Source organism: Intestinimonas timonensis, assembly GCF_900626145.1.
GTDB lineage: Bacteria > Bacillota > Clostridia > Oscillospirales > Oscillospiraceae > Intestinimonas > Intestinimonas aquisgranensis.
The window spans coordinates 384,700-402,368 of record NZ_LR130817.1; the positions used below are offsets into that span (position 1 = coordinate 384,700).

Consider the following 17,669-nt stretch of genomic DNA (forward strand, 5'->3'; position numbering starts at 1 on the left):
CCTCCTTTCAGAAAGGGGATGGGGTATTCAGGCCTGAACGGCGTCCACGGCGCGGAGCCGGACGGTATCGCCCTGATAGCCCTTGCGGAAGAGCAGGTAAATGAGTGCGGCCAGGCAGAGCACGGCGGCCACAGTGCCCACACCGAAGGACACCTCGCCAGTGATGAGTCCGCCGAACTGATAGACCATGAGGGAGATCACATAGGCAAAGCCGCACATGTAGCCGATGGCGCCCAGGGTCCACTTGGGACTGTTCATCTCCCGCTTGATGGCGCCCATGGCGGCGAAGCAGGGGGCGCAGAGGAGGTTGAAGATCATGAAGCTGTAAGCGGTGATACCGGTAAAGTCGCCGGCGATGTTGCCCCAAATCTCGGCGCCGTCCTCAGCCACCTCGGCGAAACCGTAGAGGACACCGAAGGTGCCCACCACATTCTCCTTGGCGATGAGGCCGGTGAAAACAGCCACGGCGGGCTTCCAGGTGCCGAAGCCGATGGGGGCGAAGAGGAAGGCAATGGCGGAGCCGATGGTGGCCAGCAGGGAGGTGTTGTTGTCCTCCACAGCCTGGAGGGCGCCGTCCACGATGCCATAACCCTGGAGGAACCAGAGCACCACAGAGGAGACCAGGATCACGGTACCAGCCCGCTTGATGAAGGACCAGCCCCGCTCCCAGGTGCCCCGGAGGATGTTGACGGCCTTGGGAACGTGGTAGGCGGGCAGCTCCATGACGAAGGGGGCGGGGTCGCCGGCGAAGATGCGGGTCTTTTTGAGAATGATGCCGGAAATGACCACGGCAGCCACGCCGATGAAGTAGGCGGAGGTGGCCACCCAGGCCGAGCCGCCGAAGAGGGCGCCGGCAAAGAGGCCGATGATGGGCATTTTGGCGCCGCAGGGGATGAAGCCGGTGGTCATGACGGTGAGCTTGCGGTCACGGTCCTGCTCGATGGTACGGGAGGCCATGATGCCGGGGACGCCGCAGCCGGTGGCCACCAGCATGGGGATGAAGCTCTTGCCGGAGAGGCCGAAGCGGCGGAAGATCCGGTCCATGATGAAGGCGATGCGGGCCATGTAGCCGATGTCCTCCAGGATGCACAGCAGGAGGAAGAGGACCAGCATCTGGGGCACGAAGCCCAGGACCGCGCCCACGCCGGCCACGATGCCGTCCATGATGAGGCCGTAGAGCCACTGGGCGATGACGGGAGCGCCGTCGGCGCCCAGGAGGAAGCCGTTGAGGAAGTTGGGGACGATCTCACCGAAGAGAACGTCGTTGGTCCACTCGGTGGCGGCGGTGCCGATGGAGATGGGAATGGTGAACGTGTCTGTCTCGATGACAAAGCTGCCCATGGAGAGGGCGTATACCAGGAACATGACCACGGCGAAGATGGGCAGGGCCAGGATGCGGTGGGTGACGATCCGGTCGATCTTGTCGGAGGTGGAGAGACCGGTGCGGACCTTCTTCACACAGTGGCTCATGACCTGAGAGATGTAAGTGTATCGCTCGTTGGTGATAATGGATTCGCTGTCATCGTCCATGGCCTCCTCACAGCCTCTGATGAAGGCTTCCAGACGGGTAGAGGCATCGGCGGAGAGGGTGAAGCCAGCCATGACCTTCTCATCCCGCTCGAAGAGCTTGATGGCGTACCAGCGCAGAGAGTCGGCAGGGACCACGTCCTTCACCAGCTGGGAAATGGAGCTGAGGGCCTCCTCCACCGGCTGGGCAAAGGTGTGACGGGGGACAAAGGGCTCCTTGGTCAGAGCCAGGGCGGCGGCCTTTTCGGCGGCGGCCATACAGCCTTCACCCTTGACGGCAGCGGTCTCCACCACCGGACAGCCAAGGGTGGCCGAGAGCTTGGCGGTGTCGATTTTATCGCCACGCTTTTTGACCACGTCGATCATGTTGAGAGCCACCACCACTGGAATGCCCAGCTCCAGCAGCTGGGTGGTGAGGTAAAGGTTGCGCTCGATGTTGGAGGCGTCCACCAGGTTGAGGATGACGTCGGGGCGCTCGTGGGTCAGGTAGTTCCGGGCCACCACCTCCTCCAGGGTATAGGGGGACAGGGAGTAGATGCCGGGCAGGTCCATGATGGCCACATCCTTGCGGCCCTTGAGCCGGCCCTCCTTTTTCTCCACGGTGACGCCCGGCCAGTTGCCCACGAACTGGGCGGAGCCGGTGAGGGCGTTGAACATGGTGGTCTTGCCGCAGTTGGGATTGCCGGCAAGGGCGATGGTGATAGACATAACGATCGATTCCTCCTCTGCGGGGTATCCCGCTGACAAATTCAGTCTTTGAAGGCTGGTTATCTCTTGCTAACTCAATTACAAAAGGGATGGGCGGTCTCCCGCCCGTTTTGTGCGCTCACTGCACTTCGATACACTCTGCGTCGCCCTTGCGGATGGACAGCTCATACCCGCGGACGGTGATCTCCACGGGGTCACCCAGGGGGGCGACCTTACGGACATAGACGGTAGTGCCCTTGGTGATGCCCATGTCCATGATGCGCCGGCGCAGAGCGCCCTCGCCATTGAGCCGGGTCACCTGTACGGTCTGTCCCACTTTGACGTTTCTCAGGGTCACGATGGTTTCCTCCTCTCCCTACTCTGCTGTTAAACCAGGATGCGACCCGCCATGCTCTTGCTCAGGGCAATGCGGGTGTCCTTGACATTGACGATCAGGTTTCCGCCCATCTCAGAGACCACGGTCACCTCTCCGCCCTCCACAAAGCCCAGGCTCTTCAGAAAATGGCGGATCTCATCCTTCCCGTTGATCTTCTTCACGGTGTTGGCGGAACCGGAAGGGGCCATAGTAAGCGGCATGATAACGATCACCTCTCATCTGATGTTGCCGTACGCAGGAGGCGTACGACGATTGGTTAGCTTCATCTAACCAACTGACGGAAGTTAGTTTACCATTGCTAACCGGTTCTGTCAATACCCCGCAGGAAAAATTCTCCGCGGGGGGACCGGAATGCCGCCTCTTGTGTCCGGATTGGGAATGTGCTAAAATATAGCAATCTGATTTACGCTGTGCCACTGCGCACAGCCACAGCCTGACCAGGAGGGGAGCCCATTGAAGATCCAAGAATCGGCGGAGGACTACCTGGAGGCCATTCTGGCCATCCGGGAAAAGAAGGGCACGGCCCGTTCCATCGATGTGGCCCACCATTTGAATTACTCGAAGCCCAGTGTGAGCCGGGCCATGAGCCTGCTGCGGGAGAACGGCTATGTGACGATGGACAAGGACGGCTTGCTGGACCTCACCGATGCGGGGATGGCCATTGCCTCCCGAATCTATGAGCGGCACCGTCTCCTCACCGAGTGGCTCACCGCCCTGGGTGTGAGCCCGGAGGTGGCCGCAGAGGACGCCTGCCGCATTGAGCACGACATCAGTGAGGAGACATTTGCCCGTCTGAAGGCCCACATCGCCCCCAAAGAGCAGCCGTGATCTTCTGCCCGCCGGTGTCCGGTGGGCAGAATTTTTTTACTTGCCCCCTTGACAGGGCCGAGTGAGGTGTGGTATTCTCCAGATGGTTAGCAAATGCTAACTAACAAAAGACGGGGGATGCGAACCCTATTTCTTTTTGAAATTTGGTTAGCAGAAACTAACTACCAGAAAAGGAGAAGACCGACTATGGAACGGACCCTGGACCAGATCCTGGCCTATCACTGCGCTCCGGCGCTGGCGGGCCTGAAGCCCTCCAACCTTGTTTCCCTCTCACGGGAGGAATTTCCAGACCTGGAGGAGCGGCTGGAGGAGTACCGGCAGCTGTTTGCCCCCAGGGGGGTGGCCTTCCGAACCATGTGCGGCTGCGACCGGAATGTGTTGCTGCTGGTCTACCGCCCGGCGGAGCTGGAGCGGGCCCTGAGGACGCCGTTGTCCGCGGCCCTGCTGAAGAAAGACGGCTACGACGCCGGAGAGGACCTGGCAGCCATGCTGGACCGTCTGAGCCAGAGGCTCCGGGTTGAGGGGGACTTTCCCCATGAGATCGGTCTTTTCCTGGGCTATCCGCCGGAGGATGTGGCGGGGTTCCAGCGCCACCGGGGCCGCAACTGCAAGCTGTGCGGCCATTGGAAGGTCTATTCCGACGTGGAGCGGGCCAAGACTCTGTTCCGGCGGTACGACCAGTGCCGGGAGCACCTGTGCGCCCGGCTGGCCGTGGGCATGACCCTGGGCCAGGTCTTCCAGGCGGCATGAGCCCATTCGCAATCGTTTAGAGTACACTTATTATTTTAAAAACAACACAGGAGGGAAATTACTATGAGCAAGATGACTGTGATCTACTGGTCCCAGACCGGCAACACCGAGGCGATGGCCAAGGCCATCGCCCAGGGGGCGGAGGCCGCCGGTGCTGAGGTGAAGCTGCTGACAGTCTCTGAATCATCTGAGGCCGACGTCACCGGCAGCGACCTGGTGGCCTTCGGCTGCCCCGCCATGGGTGCCGAGGTGCTGGAGGAGGACGAATTTGAACCCTTCTTCACCGCTATCGAGGGCAAGCTCGCAGGTAAAAAGGTAGCCCTCTTTGGCTCCTACGGCTGGGGCGACGGCCAGTGGATGCGGGACTGGTGGGACCGCGCGGAGCGGGACGGCGCCGTTCTCTATGGCGGCGAAGGTCTGATGGTCAATGAGACGCCGGATGACGAAGGCTTGGAGCGCTGCCGGGCCTTCGGCGGCGGCTTCGCCGGGGCGTAAGGAAAGGAGGCGGCAGGAATGGGCATGTCTGCGGCGGCCACACGGTATCTGCTCACCATTTATCGGCTCAGCGGCGAGGGTGCGCCTGTGCGCTCGGTGGATATCTCCCGGGCGCTGGGGGTATCTCCCGCCAGCGTGGTCCACATGATGGGCGTATTGAGCCAGGAGGGCCTGGTCAGCAAACGGCATTACGGCCGGGTGCAGCTCACCGGGGAGGGCATCTGGGCAGCCAATCAACTCCATACCAAGTGCATGCTTCTGGAGTCCTTTTTGGCTGAGGAGCTGGAGGTGGAGGAGCAGGCGGCTCGTCGGGACGCCATTGCCTGCCTGTGCAGCCTTTCGGAGGAGAGCATCGAGCGGATCGTCCGGCGCGTCCTGCCGGACAACGCCGTCATCCTGCGGGCCGTGGGAGAATAACGGTCCATTTTACAAAAGCAGCGCGCCGGTGAACAGAGGCTTTCTGTTCACCGGCGCGCTTATTCATTCAAAAAGGAGAACGAATATGATGTCAACGATTTTATGGGCGGCAGGGGGCACAGGCTTCACCTTCCTGATGACCACTTTGGGCGCCGCTCTGGTGTTTTTCTTCCGCAGGAGCGCCGCGTTGGAACTCCAGCGGATCTTTCTGGGGTTCGCGGCAGGCGTCATGACGGCGGCCGCCGTGTGGTCCCTCCTCATTCCCGCCATCCGGGAGGCCGAGGCGATGGGGGGACCGGGCTGGGTGCCGGCGGCGGGGGGCTTTCTCCTGGGCGTGGGCTTCCTGCTGGGGCTGGATGTGCTCCTGCCCCATCTCCACCCCGGCAGTCAGGAACCGGAGGGGGTGTCCACCAGCCTGAAACGCAGCACACTCATGGTGCTGGCGGTCACGCTCCACAACATCCCGGAAGGGATGGCGGTGGGGCTCAGCTTCGCTCTAGCGGCCCAGCACGGCGGGGACGAGGGACTCTACGCCGCAGCCATGGCGCTGGCTCTGGGCATCGGTATCCAGAACTTCCCCGAGGGGGCGGCGGTGGCCCTCCCTCTCCGACAGGAGGGAATGAGCCGGATGAGAGCCTTCCTGTACGGGAGCGCCTCCGGGATAGTGGAACCCATCTTCGGCGTCCTCGCGGTGCTGGTCGCAGGAAACGTCGGTCCCGTTATGCCCTGGCTGCTCTCCTTTGCCGCCGGTGCCATGCTGTATGTGGTGGTGGAGGAGCTCATCCCGGAGGCCCATCTGGGGGAGCACTCCAATGCGGGGACCCTGTCGGTTATGGCCGGTTTCCTCCTTATGATGGTACTGGATGTGGCCCTTGGTTGAGGCCGGTCAGCCCCGGTGGTCCTCCAGCACTTCGCCCATTCTGTACGCACGCAGCAGGGCCTTCAGGTCGTCCACCTGCTGCTGGAGCTCGCTGCCGATGTCGGTGCCGGAGATCTTGACCCGGGTCTCCATGCGCTCAAAGACCTCCGAGGTGGAGGCGATGTCCCGGTTTTCCCGAATGGCCTCCTGCTTGCCGGAAAAGGGCTTATGGGAGACGATGCGGTAACAGTTGGAGTTATAGATGAGGGTGTAGCCGGCGATGCCGGTGGTGGGCTGGTAGGCCCGACAGAAGCCGCCGTCAATGACGATGAGCTTGCCGCCGCCCTTGAAGGGACTCTCGCCCTTTTTGGACTTCACCGGTACGTGGCCGTTGATGATGTGGCAGTGAGGGCCGCTGAGGCCGAACTCGGCCAGGAGCATGTCGCACACGGCGGGATCATTATAATAAGTATAGTAGGCGTTCTTGGGCTCGGCCCAGGAGGACTCGTCCTTGATGAGGCGGCGCTCGAAGGTGGTCATCTGCTGCCGGCCGAAGAGGGGGGAGTTGCGGCCGCACCAGAGGAACCAGAGGAAATCCTGACCGGCGGTGCGCTCCGGGGTTCCGGGCTTGGCGTAGTAGCCCTGGCGGGCCACCGCCTCGGCGTGGTCCAGGAAGGCCCGGCTGCCCAGGTTCTTGCAGCCCACCATGCTGAACTTCAGGATCTGGCCGTCCTCGGTGAGGGGAACGCAGCCGTGGAGGAGGAGATTGCCGTTGAAGACCTTGTAGAGCCCACCCTTGGAGTAGAGGAAGCGGACGTGCTTCTGGAGCTTCTCGCTGCGCTGGAAGGATTCGGTGAGCTGGTTGATGAGGTCACTCTCCTCGGGGGAGAGGTCGTAGGGGTGTTCGCGGTCCACGGTGGGGAAGTCGGTGTCGGCCAGGTCGTACTTCACCCCGTTGATGGTGATGCACTTGTGTTCGTAGTCGATCTTGTCCAGCAGCAGCCGGTCCTCCATGCCGAAGCCGGGGTTGCGCAGGATCTTCTGTCCCTCCAGCTTGAAGAGGATGATGGTGATGGCCTTGTGCATCCGGGCGGCCAGGGCCTTATCCTTCTCGGTGTAGTGGTCGGCGTCGTCCCCGGCGAACTTGGCCTCGAAGCAGGAGCAGTCGCAGTCCCGGTAAACCTCGTTGGCGAAGAGGGCCAGGGGCCGCAGGGAGATGCCGTAGCCGGTCTCGATGACTTCCAGGTTGTTGTAATGGATGGAGTTGGAGAGCACCGTGGCCACCAGGGTGCGGCTGCCGGTGGCGGCACCCATCCACAGTACGTCGTGGTTGCCCCACTGGATGTCCACGTTGTGGTGCTCCATGAGGGCATCCATGATGATGTCCGCTCGGGGACCACGGTCGAACATGTCGCCCACCATGTGCAGCCGGTCCACCACCATGCGCTTGATGAGGTTGCACACGGCGATGATGAAGCCCTCGGCCCGGTCAATGTCAATAATGGTGGAGATGATGTTCTCATAGTAGTCCCGCTTGTTGTGGAACTCGTAGTTGGTGTTGAGCAGCTCATCAATGATGTAGGCGTACTCCTTGGGCAGAGCCTTCCGGACTTTGGAACGGGTGTACTTGGAGGTGACCAGACGGCAGATGTCGATGAGCCGGTGGAGGGTGATGCGGTACCACTCCTCCAGCTCCTCCGGATTTTCCGTCTGAGCGGCAATCACGCTGAGCTTCTCCTCGGGATAGTAGATGAGGGTGGCCAGCTGGTCCCGCTCCGCCTTGGACACGCTGGTGGCGAAGAGGGCGTCCACCTTCTCCCGGACCACGCCGGAGGCCGAATTGAGGATGTGGAGGAAGGCCTCATATTCGCCGTGTACGTCGGAGATGAAGTGCTCGGTGCCCTTGGGCAGGTTCAGGATGGTCTGCAGGTTGATGATCTCACTGCTGGCGGCCTGGACAGTGGGATATTGACGGGAGAGCATCTGCAAATAGCGCAGGTCTGGGGTCGTTTTTTTCATCCGGCTCACTCCTTCTGTGTGGTTGTGTCATCACCCCTGATTGTACCACCCCGGCGGCAGAAAAGGTACTACCTTTTTTACTAAGATTGTAGTAAAAAACGGCGGAAAACCGGCAAAACAGAAACGAAAGAAGGGGCTTTCCTATGAAAAAAGGTAACGGTGCGATAGGACTGGGAGACCCTTTTGAACGACCAGATATTTCCTTTTGATAGAAGAAACACGTGCGTCTATGGACGTTTTGCGCGGGGAAAATGCAAAAATGTATAAACCGGCAGGCTGGAAGGTGGTTTTTCCTGTCAAAATATCGCTTGACTTCCCTTGCGGCCCATGGTATAATCCCAAATTGCGCAGGTGTATTCTGCGCTCGGTGGAAAAGTGGGTGGAAAACTCCGCTTTCCATTGGGACATCTGAACTCAAGGGGGATGACGGTTTGCTCACCGAGCTCAAGACCGGACCCCGGGTGGTGGGCGCCAAGCAGACCCGCCGCGCTCTCAGCGATGGAAAGGCCGTTCGGGTCTATCTGGCAGAGGACGCCGACCCGGGTGTGACCGGACCCATCGAAGCCCTGTGCGCCGAGAAGGGCACAGAGGTGATCCATGTTCCCGCCATGCGGGAGCTGGGCCAGGCCTGCGGCATCGCCGTGGGAGCCGCCGTGGCGGCACTGGTCCGCTGAAAGTGATTTTAACGGAATAATTTCCTGTTATTCCGTTAAAATATATTTTTGATTGAAAATGCGAGAAAGGAGGAAACATCCATGCCTACGTTCAACCAGCTCGTCCGCAAGGGCCGCGAGAAGGTGACCTACAAGTCCACTTCCCCCGCCATGCAGCACGGCCTGAACACCCTGAAGAACCGCGAGACCGACCTGCCTTCTCCCCAGAAGCGCGGCGTGTGCACCGCTGTTCGTACCTCTACCCCCAAGAAGCCTAACTCCGCGCTCCGTAAGATCGCCCGTGTGAAGCTCACCAACGGTTACGAGGTCACCGCTTATATCCCCGGTGTCGGCCACAACCTGCAGGAGCACTCCGTGGTCATGATCCGCGGCGGCCGTGTTAAGGACCTGCCCGGCGTGCGTTACCACATCATCCGTGGTACCCTCGATACCCAGGGCGTCTCCGGCCGTATGCAGGCCCGTTCCAAGTACGGCGCCAAGCGGCCCAAGGCCGGCAAGAAGTAAGAGATTACTTCTCCATGGAACGCGGTCGCGTTCCGCGCAACCATGAACGACTTTCGCGCTCGTAGCGCAAGGCAGTTGTCCTTGCAGAAGCGCTTACCTATATAATAGGGGCGTTTTCCTGTGAGGCACTGGACAAGCAGGCACTTGTCTTACACGGGGGCTTTTTGAAGCCTTCGAGTACCTATGAAATCATACTGTGAAGGAGGGAAGCAAAGTGCCCAGAAGAGGAAACGTACCCAAGCGGGAGGTTCTGCCCGATCCCCTGTATAACTCCGTCCTGGTGACCAAGCTGGTCAACAGCATCATGCTGGACGGTAAGAAGGGTGTCTCCCAGAAAGTGGTCTACGGTGCTTTCGACATTATCAAGGAAAAGACCGGTAAGGAACCCCTGGAGGTCTTCACCACCGCTCTGGAGAACATCATGCCGTCCCTGGAGGTCAAGGCCCGCCGTGTGGGCGGCGCCACCTACCAGGTGCCCATCGAGGTCCGCCCCGAGCGTCGTCAGACCCTCGGTCTGCGCTGGCTCACCACTTATGCCCGCAACCGCAGCGAGAAGACCATGAAGGAGCGTCTCGCCGGCGAGATCATGGATGCCGCCAATAACCTCGGTTCCGCGGTCAAGAAGCGCGAGGATACTCACAAGATGGCCGAGTCCAACAAGGCCTTCGCGCATTACCGCTGGTAATAAGGAGTTATTAGAGTATGCCTAGAAAAGTCAGCCTAGAGAATACGCGTAACATCGGCATCATGGCCCACATCGATGCCGGTAAGACGACGACTACCGAGCGTATCCTGTTCTACACCGGCGTCAACTACAAGATCGGTGAGACCCACGACGGCACCGCCACCATGGACTGGATGGCTCAGGAGCAGGAGCGCGGCATCACCATTACCTCCGCCGCTACCACCTGCTATTGGCAGGGCTCCAAGAACCAGTTCCCCCAGACCCGTATCAACATCATCGACACCCCGGGCCACGTGGACTTCACCGTTGAGGTGGAGCGCTCCCTGCGCGTGCTGGACGGTTCCGTGACCGTCATGTGCGCCAAGGGCGGCGTGGAGCCCCAGTCCGAGACTGTGTGGCGCCAGGCCGACCACTACAAGGTCCCCCGCATGATCTACGTCAACAAGATGGACATCATGGGTGCCGATTTCTACAACGTGCTGCGCATGATTCACGACCGCCTCAAGTGCAACGCCGTGCCCATCCAGCTCCCCATCGGTAAGGAAGAGACCTTCAAGGGCATCATCGACCTCATCGAGATGGACGCTGACATCTACTACGATGAGATGGGTAAGGACATGCGCGTGGAGGAGATCCCCGCCGACATGATGGAGCTGGCCCAGGAGTACCGGACCAAGCTCATCGACGCCTGCGCCGATCTCTCCGATGAGATCATGGAACTGGCCCTGGAGGAGAAGCCCATTCCTCAGGACCTGATCCGGAAGGTCATCCGTCAGGGCACCATCGACAACAAGTTTGTCCCCGTGACCTGCGGCACCTCCTACAAGAACAAGGGTGTGCAGAAGCTGCTGGACGCCATCGTGGACTTCATGCCCTCCCCCTTGGATATCCCTGCCATCGACGGTGTGAACCCCGAGACCGACGAAGAGGACAGCCGTCCCGCCGACGACAACGCCCCCTTCTCCGCTCTGGCCTTCAAGATCATGACCGACCCCTATGTGGGCCGTCTGTCATTCATCCGTGTGTACTCCGGCCTGCTCAACACCGGTACCTCCGTGCTCAACTCCACCAAGAACCAGAAGGAGCGCATCGGTCGTATCCTGCAGATGCACGCCAATCACCGTGAGGACATCGAGACCGTCTACTCCGGCGACATCGCCGCCGTGGTCGGCCTGAAGAACACCACCACCGGCGACACCCTGTGTGATGAGAAGCATCCCATCATCCTGGAGTCCATGGAGTTCCCCGAGCCTGTTATCCGCGTGGCCATCGAGCCCAAGACCAAGGCCGGTCAGGAGAAGATGGGCCTTGCTCTGGTGAAGCTGGCTGAGGAGGACCCCACCTTCAAGACCTACACCGACGATGAGACTGGTCAGACCATCATCGCTGGCATGGGCGAGCTCCACCTGGAGATCATCGTGGACCGTCTGCTCCGCGAGTTCAAGGTGGAGGCCAACGTGGGTGCTCCCCAGGTCGCCTACAAGGAGACCATCAAGAAGGCTGTCGAGCAGGACACCAAGTATGCCCGTCAGTCCGGCGGTAAGGGCCAGTACGGCCACGTCCGCATCACCGTTGAGCCCAACGAGCCCGGCAAGGGTTACGAGTTCCTCAACGAGATCACCGGCGGCGTCATCCCCAAGGAGTATATTCCTGCTGTCGATGCCGGTATCCAGGGTGCTATGCAGGCCGGCGTTCTGGCTGGCTACCCCGTGGTCGACGTGAAGGTCCACCTGACCTTCGGCTCCTACCACGAGGTCGACTCCTCCGAGATGGCCTTTAAGATCGCTGGCTCCATGGCCTTCAAGGAGGCCTGCCGCAAGGCCAATCCCGTCCTGCTGGAGCCTGTGATGAAGGTCTCCGTCATCGTCCCCGACGAGTACCTGGGCAACGTCATTGGCGACCTGAACGGCCGCCGCGGCATGATCCAGGGTCAGGAGAGCCGTCCCGGCGCCACCCAGATCGACGCTCTGGTGCCTCTGGCCAACATGTTTGGCTACGCCACCGATCTGCGTTCCAGCACTCAGGGCCGCGGCCAGTACTCTATGGAGCCCCACAGCTACGTGGAGATCCCCAAGAGCATTGCCGAGAAGATCATCGCTGAGCGCGGCCGCAACAACGCGGAATAAATTCTACGCTTTCCCTGGGGCCTTTGCCTCAGGGCAGGGCGAGAAAGGGTATTGCAATTCTGACGGCTATGCGTTAGAATGTTACCCGTAATTATACAGTCGTAAAACCTGTAATATAAGGAGGATAACTTAAAATGGCTAAGGCTAAATTTGAGCGTACCAAGCCCCATGTCAACATCGGCACCATCGGCCACGTTGACCACGGCAAGACCACTCTGACCGCCGCTATCACCAAGTACCTGGCTCTGAAGGGCCAGGCTCAGTACGAGGACTACTCCAGCATCGATAAGGCTCCCGAGGAGCGTGAGCGTGGTATCACCATCAACACCGCCCACGTGGAGTACGAGACTGACGCTCGTCACTATGCCCACGTTGACTGCCCGGGCCACGCCGACTATATCAAGAACATGATCACCGGCGCTGCTCAGATGGACGGCGCCATCCTGGTCATCGCTGCCACCGACGGCCCCATGGCTCAGACCAAGGAGCACATCCTGCTGGCCCGTCAGGTGGGCGTGCCCGCCATCGTGGTCTTCCTGAACAAGTGCGATCAGGTTGACGACGAGGAGCTGCTGGAGTTGGTCGAGATGGAGGTCCGTGAGACCCTCGACAAGTACGAGTTCCCCGGCGACGAGACCCCCATCATCAAGGGTTCCGCTCTGAACGCTCTGACCTGCGAGTCCGGCAATCCCGACGATCCCGACTTCGCTTGCATCAAGGAGCTGATGGACGCTGTCGACTCCTATATCCCCACTCCCGCCCGTAACGACGACCTGCCCTTCCTGATGCCCGTCGAGGACGTGTTCACCATCTCCGGCCGTGGCACCGTGGCCACCGGCCGTGTGGAGCGTGGCGTGCTGAAGGCCGGCGAGACCGTCGACATCGTGGGCCTGAGCGACGAGAAGAAGTCCACCGTCGTCACCTCCATGGAGATGTTCCGCAAGACCCTCGACTATATCGAGGCCGGTGATAACGCTGGCTGCCTGCTGCGTGGTATCGCCAAGACCGACATCGAGCGCGGCCAGGTGCTGTGCAAGCCCGGCTCCATTCACCCCCACACCAAGTTCGTGGGCCAGGTGTACGTCCTGAGCAAGGACGAGGGCGGCCGTCACACCCCCTTCTTCAACAACTATCGTCCTCAGTTCTACTTCCGTACCACCGACGTTACCGGCGTCATCACCCTGCCCGAGGGCACCGAGATGTGCATGCCTGGCGATAACGTCGACATGAAGGTCGAGCTGATCACCCCCATCGCCATCGAGAAGGGCCTGCGTTTCGCTATCCGTGAGGGTGGCCGTACCGTGGGTTCCGGCGTGGTTATCGACATCGAGGAGTAATTTTACTCCTAAGACACCCCACCGCAGATGCGGTGGGGTGTTTTTTTGCCCTATCAATGCTGAAACAGCGGTGAAATCAGTAGATTTTGTATCGGAAGGGCCGACCTTTTTTAAATGGGCGGGTTCTCTTTTTACGGATACCATGGTATACTGATACCACCATACAGATGGTGAAAAGGGGAGAGGAGGAGAATAGAATGTCGACAGAGCTGCCCACTTCCAGCGCTACACCGGAGGAAACGGTGGAAGTATTCGAGCAGGTCGCACGGGGGATGACCCTGACAAAGGCGCTATACGGTGTGCTTCTGTTTCTGGCCTGTATGGCGGTGATGAAGGTGGTTTTGTCCTTCATTGATCGCACCATGACCCGGTTGAAGGTGGAGCCTACCGTCCATAATTTCACCCACTCCTGCCTCAAGGTACTGATGTGGGTGGTCACCGGTCTGATCGTAGCCGCCTATCTGAACTTCCCGGTCAACTCCCTGGTGACAGTACTGGGCGTCATCGGTGTAGCACTGTCCCTCTCCCTCCAGGGAAGCTTGTCCAATCTGGCAGGGGGCATCACGGTCATGGCTACCCGCCCCTTTGCTGTAGGGGACTATGTGGAAGCCGGCGGCGTGTCCGGCACGGTTAATGAGATCGGTTTGGTTTACACCAAGCTGAAGACCATTGATAATAAGATCATCTTTATCCCCAACGGTGAGATTTCGGGGGAGAAGATCGTCAACTATAATAAGCAGGAGCAGCGCCGGGTGGACCTCACCTTCACCGTCTCCTACGATGATGACCCGGAGCGGGTCAAGGAGATCATGCGCCAGGTCATCGGCGCCCATCCCAAGGCACTCTTCACCCCGGAACCCTTTGTCCGAACGACCTCACTGGGAGAGAGCAGCGTGGGCTATACCCTGCGGGTATGGTGTGCCACGGAGGATTATTGGGACCTCTATTATGACCTGCTGGAGCAGGTCCGTGCCGCCTTCGACAGGGAGGGCGTGGAGCTCACCTACAACCACCTCAACGTACACATCATGAAGGAGTGAGGTGGGAACTGCGTATGTACGACGACAATCTGCTGGCTGGCCGGGGCCTGAGACTCCTTTTCATCTCTCAGCTGCTGGCCTTGATCGCGGACCTGATCGGAGATGGGTTGTGCTGTGCGTCATCCTGTATATCGTGTCCTTTGCGATGGCCATTGGCGCACTGAACGTGGCGGCTCCCAGCCACCCTTATTTTGGCCGGGCCTTCTGGCTCAATATTGCCCGGGTGGTACTTACCGGCCTCACAATTTTTAGCGGCGCATACGAGCTGACGGGACTGGTGATTGTGTTCTCCATAGCCGGTTTGGCCCTGGAAGCATATATCGTCTACCTCGTCTGTACCGCGGCGGGACAGATCCTCATCATCAACGGTTATGCTACCCTGGCTGACAAGGGGGCCACTGTGTGGAAGGTCAATCTGTTCTGCACCTTTGCCCTTGCCTGCTTCATGGTGATGGCCCTGGCACCCCTTTTGCTGATATTGGTCGGTGTGTTGGTGATCGGCACGGCAATCGCCACACTGGTGGGCAGTCTTTTGTACCTGAAGTTCCTCAGCAATGCCTATCATATCCTGCTGGGGGCGGAGAATTTCTGAAAAGCGGATACAGGCTGCCGGGAAAGCCGCGGGGACTTTTTCGGCAGCCTGTGCTGTTGAATATGCGTTTTATTCCGGCATGGCCAGGCCCTGGATAAAGCCGCCCAGCTTGGTGGAAAGGACCTCGCCGGCCACCACGGTATTTTTGTAGATGAGGAGCCCAGCCTCCACACCGCTCTCTCCGGAGGGATAGTTGGTGACCTCGTACGTATACCGCTTCACCCGCTTTCCCTTGTATTGGGTGAGGTCAAAGCCCTGCTGGGCCTGAAGGGCCAGGTATTGGTCATAGGTCTCGTCGAACTCCTCAGGAATGAGGAGCTCCTCAACAGATACCGCCTCAGGTGAGACGGTCCAGCCGTAGCTCTCCAGATAAGCCACCCGGTCCTCATTGGTCTTGATGCCCTTGGGGCTGGCAGGGGCGGGGGAGACGGCGTCCACCTCTCCGGGGGAGAGGCCGCCGGCCAGGACAACTGCTCCGCACAGCGCCAGCAGCAGCGCCGCCGCACCGGCGGCCAGCCTCCCCCGGCGCAGTTTGGCAGTCCAGATAAACACAGCGCAACGCTCCTTCCATGCTGGTCTCAAGGCATTGATATGCGGGAAGGAGCGCTGCTATGACCACGGAAAAGGAGCGAAAGCGATATGGCATTGGAGCGGCTGGATAAGATCCTCTCCGGTACCGGGCGCTGGTCCCGGCGGGAAGTGAAGGACCTGGTGAAGGCCGGGCGGGTGACGGCAGACGGCGCGGTGGTCCGGCGGCCGGAAGAGAAATTCGACCGGGCGGCCACGGTGCTGGCGGTGGATGGGGAGCCGGTGGACGGTGAGAAATATGTCTACCTCATGCTCCACAAGCCCGGCGGTGTGCTGTCGGCCACCGAGGACCCCAAGCAGCCCACGGTGCTGGATCTGCTGCCGCCCCATCTGCGGCGGGTGGGGCTGTTTCCGGTTGGTCGGCTGGATAAGGACACCGAGGGGCTATTGCTCCTCACCAACGACGGGCCTCTGGGGCACCGGCTCCTGGCGCCCAAAAAGCATGTGGACAAGGTCTACTTCGTCCGGGTGGACGGTAAGCTGGACCAAGAGGACAGTGCCGCCTTCCGGGCCGGGATGACGCTGGACGACGGGCTCCAATGTCTTCCGGCGGAACTGGAGGTGCTGGAATCACCGGATACCGGTCTGGTCACGCTGCGGGAGGGAAAGTACCACCAGGTCAAGCGAATGCTGGCCGCCCGGGGCAAGCCGGTGCTCTACCTCAAGCGGCTGTCCATGGGGCCCATTGCCCTGGATCAGGACCTGGCGCCCGGCGCCTGGAGACCGCTGACGGAAGCGGAGCGAGAGGCTTTGGAGGGCCTGCGGTGATCCTCTGGCCTCCACTGGAAGACGGCACTTGAGGTTCTTCGGCATTTTTCACAAAAAAATGCGATTTCCCTATTGAAAAGGGAGAAAAAAACCAGTATAATAGAAAAGCCGGGTTTGACGTTGTTCAGTGAACCGGCTGTTTGAGATTTTTGCGCAATGATGCGCTGAGAAGGGGGCAACGCACGATGTCCAGCCGGATTTTCCAAAGCGTGGTTTTGCAGATGAAGGACAGCACCGACCGCGCCATCGGCGTCATCGATTCCGAAGGAACGGTGGTAGCCTGCAACGAGCTTACCTGCATTGGAGAAAAGTGGAGCGGTGCGGTGGAAGCGGTGAACGCCGCTGAGACTGAGCTGGTATCCTTTGGAGGGAACACTTTTAAGCCACTGGCGGGGTGGAGCTCCCAGTTTGACTATGCCGCCTTTGCCCGGGGCGAGGATGAGACCGCCCGCACAGTGTGCGCCATGGCTGTGGTGGCGCTGAATGGGGCCAAGGCCTATTATGAGGAGAAGCACGACAAGGCTACCTTTGTCAAGAGCATCATCTCCGACAATATCCTTCTGGGAGACATCTATGTGCGAGCCAAGGAGCTCCACTTTGTCTCCGAGGTGCCCCGTGCCGTCTTCCTGATCCGCCAGGTGGGCACCACCGACATGGCCGCCATCGACGTGGTCCAGTCCCTCTTCCCGGACAAGCAGTCGGACTTCGTCCTCTCCATTAACGAGACCGATCTCACCCTCATCAAGCAGCTGGGGGACGGTGTGGAGGCCAAGGACCTCTACCGCATCGCCGAGCAGGTGGAGAACGCCCTGAAGAATGAGCTGGGGCTGAAGGTGGTCATCGGTGTGGGCACTGTGGTGGGCCACATCCGTGAGCTGGCCCGGGCCTACAAGGAGGCACAGGTGGCCATTGATGTGGGCAAGGTCTTCGATACCGAGAAGTCCATCATCAACTATGAGAATCTGGGCATTGGTCGTCTGATCTACCAGCTGCCCACCACCCTCTGCGAAATGTTCCTCCAGGAGGTTTTCAAGAAAAACCCCATTGACTCCCTGGATCAGGAGACCCTCTTTACCATCAACAAGTTCTTCGAGAACAACCTGAACGTCTCTGAGACGGCCCGGAAGCTCTTCGTCCACCGGAATACCCTGGTTTACCGCCTGGAGAAGATCAAGAAGCTCACCGGCCTGGACCTGCGGGAGTTCGACGATGCCATCACCTTCAAGGTGGCCCTGATGGTCAAGAAGTATTTGGTGTCCAGAGGTATCGAATCTTAATTACACATGATCTGCGGCGGGGGCGGTGCCCCCGTCCTACCGAGTCTCAGTCTTGCGTTTTTTGGTAGGGCGGGGGGACCTGTCCCCGCCGCTGTGCCT

The 17,669-nt window shown here is 60.1% G+C and carries 19 protein-coding genes; 14 read left to right on the top strand and 5 right to left on the bottom strand.

Annotated features, from left to right (window positions below):
- Positions 1–27 precede the first annotated feature (27 nt).
- The 3 genes from feoB to E0E29_RS08075 form a co-directional block, all read right to left on the bottom strand.
- A complete protein-coding gene (gene feoB / locus E0E29_RS08065) occupies positions 28–2,235 on the bottom strand; it encodes a ferrous iron transport protein B (protein ID WP_130849436.1) in 2,208 nt (735 codons plus the stop codon).
- 118 nt (positions 2,236–2,353) lie between these two features.
- Complete coding sequence (locus E0E29_RS08070; RefSeq protein ID WP_130849437.1) at positions 2,354–2,575, bottom strand: FeoA family protein; 222 nt, start codon at positions 2,573–2,575, stop codon at positions 2,354–2,356.
- A 26-nt stretch (positions 2,576–2,601) separates the two neighbouring features.
- A complete protein-coding gene (locus tag E0E29_RS08075) occupies positions 2,602–2,811 on the bottom strand; it encodes a FeoA family protein (RefSeq protein ID WP_130849438.1) in 210 nt (69 codons plus the stop codon).
- Between the two features lie 253 nt (positions 2,812–3,064).
- Between E0E29_RS08075 and E0E29_RS08080 the strand changes: the two genes are divergently transcribed.
- The 5 genes from E0E29_RS08080 to E0E29_RS08100 all read left to right on the top strand — a co-directional run bounded on the left by E0E29_RS08080 (position 3,065) and on the right by E0E29_RS08100 (position 5,981).
- Complete coding sequence (locus E0E29_RS08080) at positions 3,065–3,439, top strand: metal-dependent transcriptional regulator (protein WP_130849439.1); 375 nt, start codon at positions 3,065–3,067, stop codon at positions 3,437–3,439.
- Between the two features lie 186 nt (positions 3,440–3,625).
- Complete coding sequence (locus tag E0E29_RS08085) at positions 3,626–4,189, top strand: DUF3793 family protein (protein ID WP_130849440.1); 564 nt, start codon at positions 3,626–3,628, stop codon at positions 4,187–4,189.
- Positions 4,190–4,252: 63 nt separating this feature from the next.
- Positions 4,253–4,684 (top strand): flavodoxin, encoded by a 432-nt coding sequence (locus tag E0E29_RS08090; RefSeq protein WP_130849441.1) that lies wholly within the window; start codon positions 4,253–4,255, stop codon positions 4,682–4,684.
- Positions 4,685–4,702: 18 nt separating this feature from the next.
- Positions 4,703–5,101 carry a metal-dependent transcriptional regulator gene (locus E0E29_RS08095; RefSeq protein ID WP_130849442.1) on the top strand — a complete coding sequence of 133 codons (399 nt, stop codon included), beginning with the start codon at positions 4,703–4,705 and terminating at the stop codon, positions 5,099–5,101.
- A gap of 88 nt (positions 5,102–5,189) precedes the next feature.
- Positions 5,190–5,981, top strand: coding sequence for a ZIP family metal transporter (locus tag E0E29_RS08100; protein ID WP_207303591.1), 792 nt, complete (start codon positions 5,190–5,192; stop codon positions 5,979–5,981).
- A gap of 6 nt (positions 5,982–5,987) precedes the next feature.
- On the opposite strand, the gene E0E29_RS08105 is transcribed toward E0E29_RS08100, so the two are convergent.
- Positions 5,988–7,979 (bottom strand): fructose-1,6-bisphosphatase, encoded by a 1,992-nt coding sequence (locus tag E0E29_RS08105; protein ID WP_130849444.1) that lies wholly within the window; start codon positions 7,977–7,979, stop codon positions 5,988–5,990.
- A gap of 431 nt (positions 7,980–8,410) precedes the next feature.
- Here E0E29_RS08105 and E0E29_RS08110 point away from each other — a divergent pair, with 431 nt between their 5' ends.
- The 7 genes from E0E29_RS08110 to E0E29_RS08140 all read left to right on the top strand — a co-directional run bounded on the left by E0E29_RS08110 (position 8,411) and on the right by E0E29_RS08140 (position 14,937).
- Positions 8,411–8,653 carry a ribosomal L7Ae/L30e/S12e/Gadd45 family protein gene (locus E0E29_RS08110; protein WP_130849445.1) on the top strand — a complete coding sequence of 81 codons (243 nt, stop codon included), beginning with the start codon at positions 8,411–8,413 and terminating at the stop codon, positions 8,651–8,653.
- 81 nt (positions 8,654–8,734) lie between these two features.
- Positions 8,735–9,157, top strand: a complete 423-nt coding sequence (gene rpsL / locus E0E29_RS08115) for a 30S ribosomal protein S12 (protein WP_130849446.1) — start codon at positions 8,735–8,737, stop codon at positions 9,155–9,157.
- 214 nt (positions 9,158–9,371) lie between these two features.
- Complete coding sequence (gene rpsG, locus E0E29_RS08120) at positions 9,372–9,842, top strand: 30S ribosomal protein S7 (RefSeq protein WP_204739783.1); 471 nt, start codon at positions 9,372–9,374, stop codon at positions 9,840–9,842.
- Positions 9,843–9,859: 17 nt separating this feature from the next.
- Positions 9,860–11,968, top strand: coding sequence for an elongation factor G (gene fusA / locus E0E29_RS08125; RefSeq protein WP_130849448.1), 2,109 nt, complete (start codon positions 9,860–9,862; stop codon positions 11,966–11,968).
- Between the two features lie 134 nt (positions 11,969–12,102).
- Positions 12,103–13,305 (top strand): elongation factor Tu, encoded by a 1,203-nt coding sequence (tuf, locus tag E0E29_RS08130; protein WP_130849449.1) that lies wholly within the window; start codon positions 12,103–12,105, stop codon positions 13,303–13,305.
- A gap of 197 nt (positions 13,306–13,502) precedes the next feature.
- On the top strand, positions 13,503–14,345 hold the full coding sequence (locus tag E0E29_RS08135; protein ID WP_165449840.1) for a mechanosensitive ion channel family protein: 843 nt from the start codon (positions 13,503–13,505) through the stop codon (positions 14,343–14,345).
- A gap of 109 nt (positions 14,346–14,454) precedes the next feature.
- Positions 14,455–14,937: a hypothetical protein gene (locus E0E29_RS08140; protein ID WP_130849451.1), complete on the top strand. Its 483-nt coding sequence runs from the start codon at positions 14,455–14,457 to the stop codon at positions 14,935–14,937.
- A gap of 69 nt (positions 14,938–15,006) precedes the next feature.
- Here E0E29_RS08140 and E0E29_RS08145 read toward each other — a convergent pair whose 3' ends face one another.
- Positions 15,007–15,489 carry a DUF4830 domain-containing protein gene (locus E0E29_RS08145; RefSeq protein ID WP_130849452.1) on the bottom strand — a complete coding sequence of 161 codons (483 nt, stop codon included), beginning with the start codon at positions 15,487–15,489 and terminating at the stop codon, positions 15,007–15,009.
- Between the two features lie 93 nt (positions 15,490–15,582).
- On the opposite strand from E0E29_RS08145, the gene E0E29_RS08150 reads away from it, so the two are divergent.
- Positions 15,583–16,293, top strand: coding sequence for a pseudouridine synthase (locus tag E0E29_RS08150; protein ID WP_130850826.1), 711 nt, complete (start codon positions 15,583–15,585; stop codon positions 16,291–16,293).
- 185 nt (positions 16,294–16,478) lie between these two features.
- Positions 16,479–17,570, top strand: a complete 1,092-nt coding sequence (locus E0E29_RS08155; protein ID WP_130849453.1) for a PucR family transcriptional regulator — start codon at positions 16,479–16,481, stop codon at positions 17,568–17,570.
- Positions 17,571–17,669 lie beyond the last annotated feature (99 nt).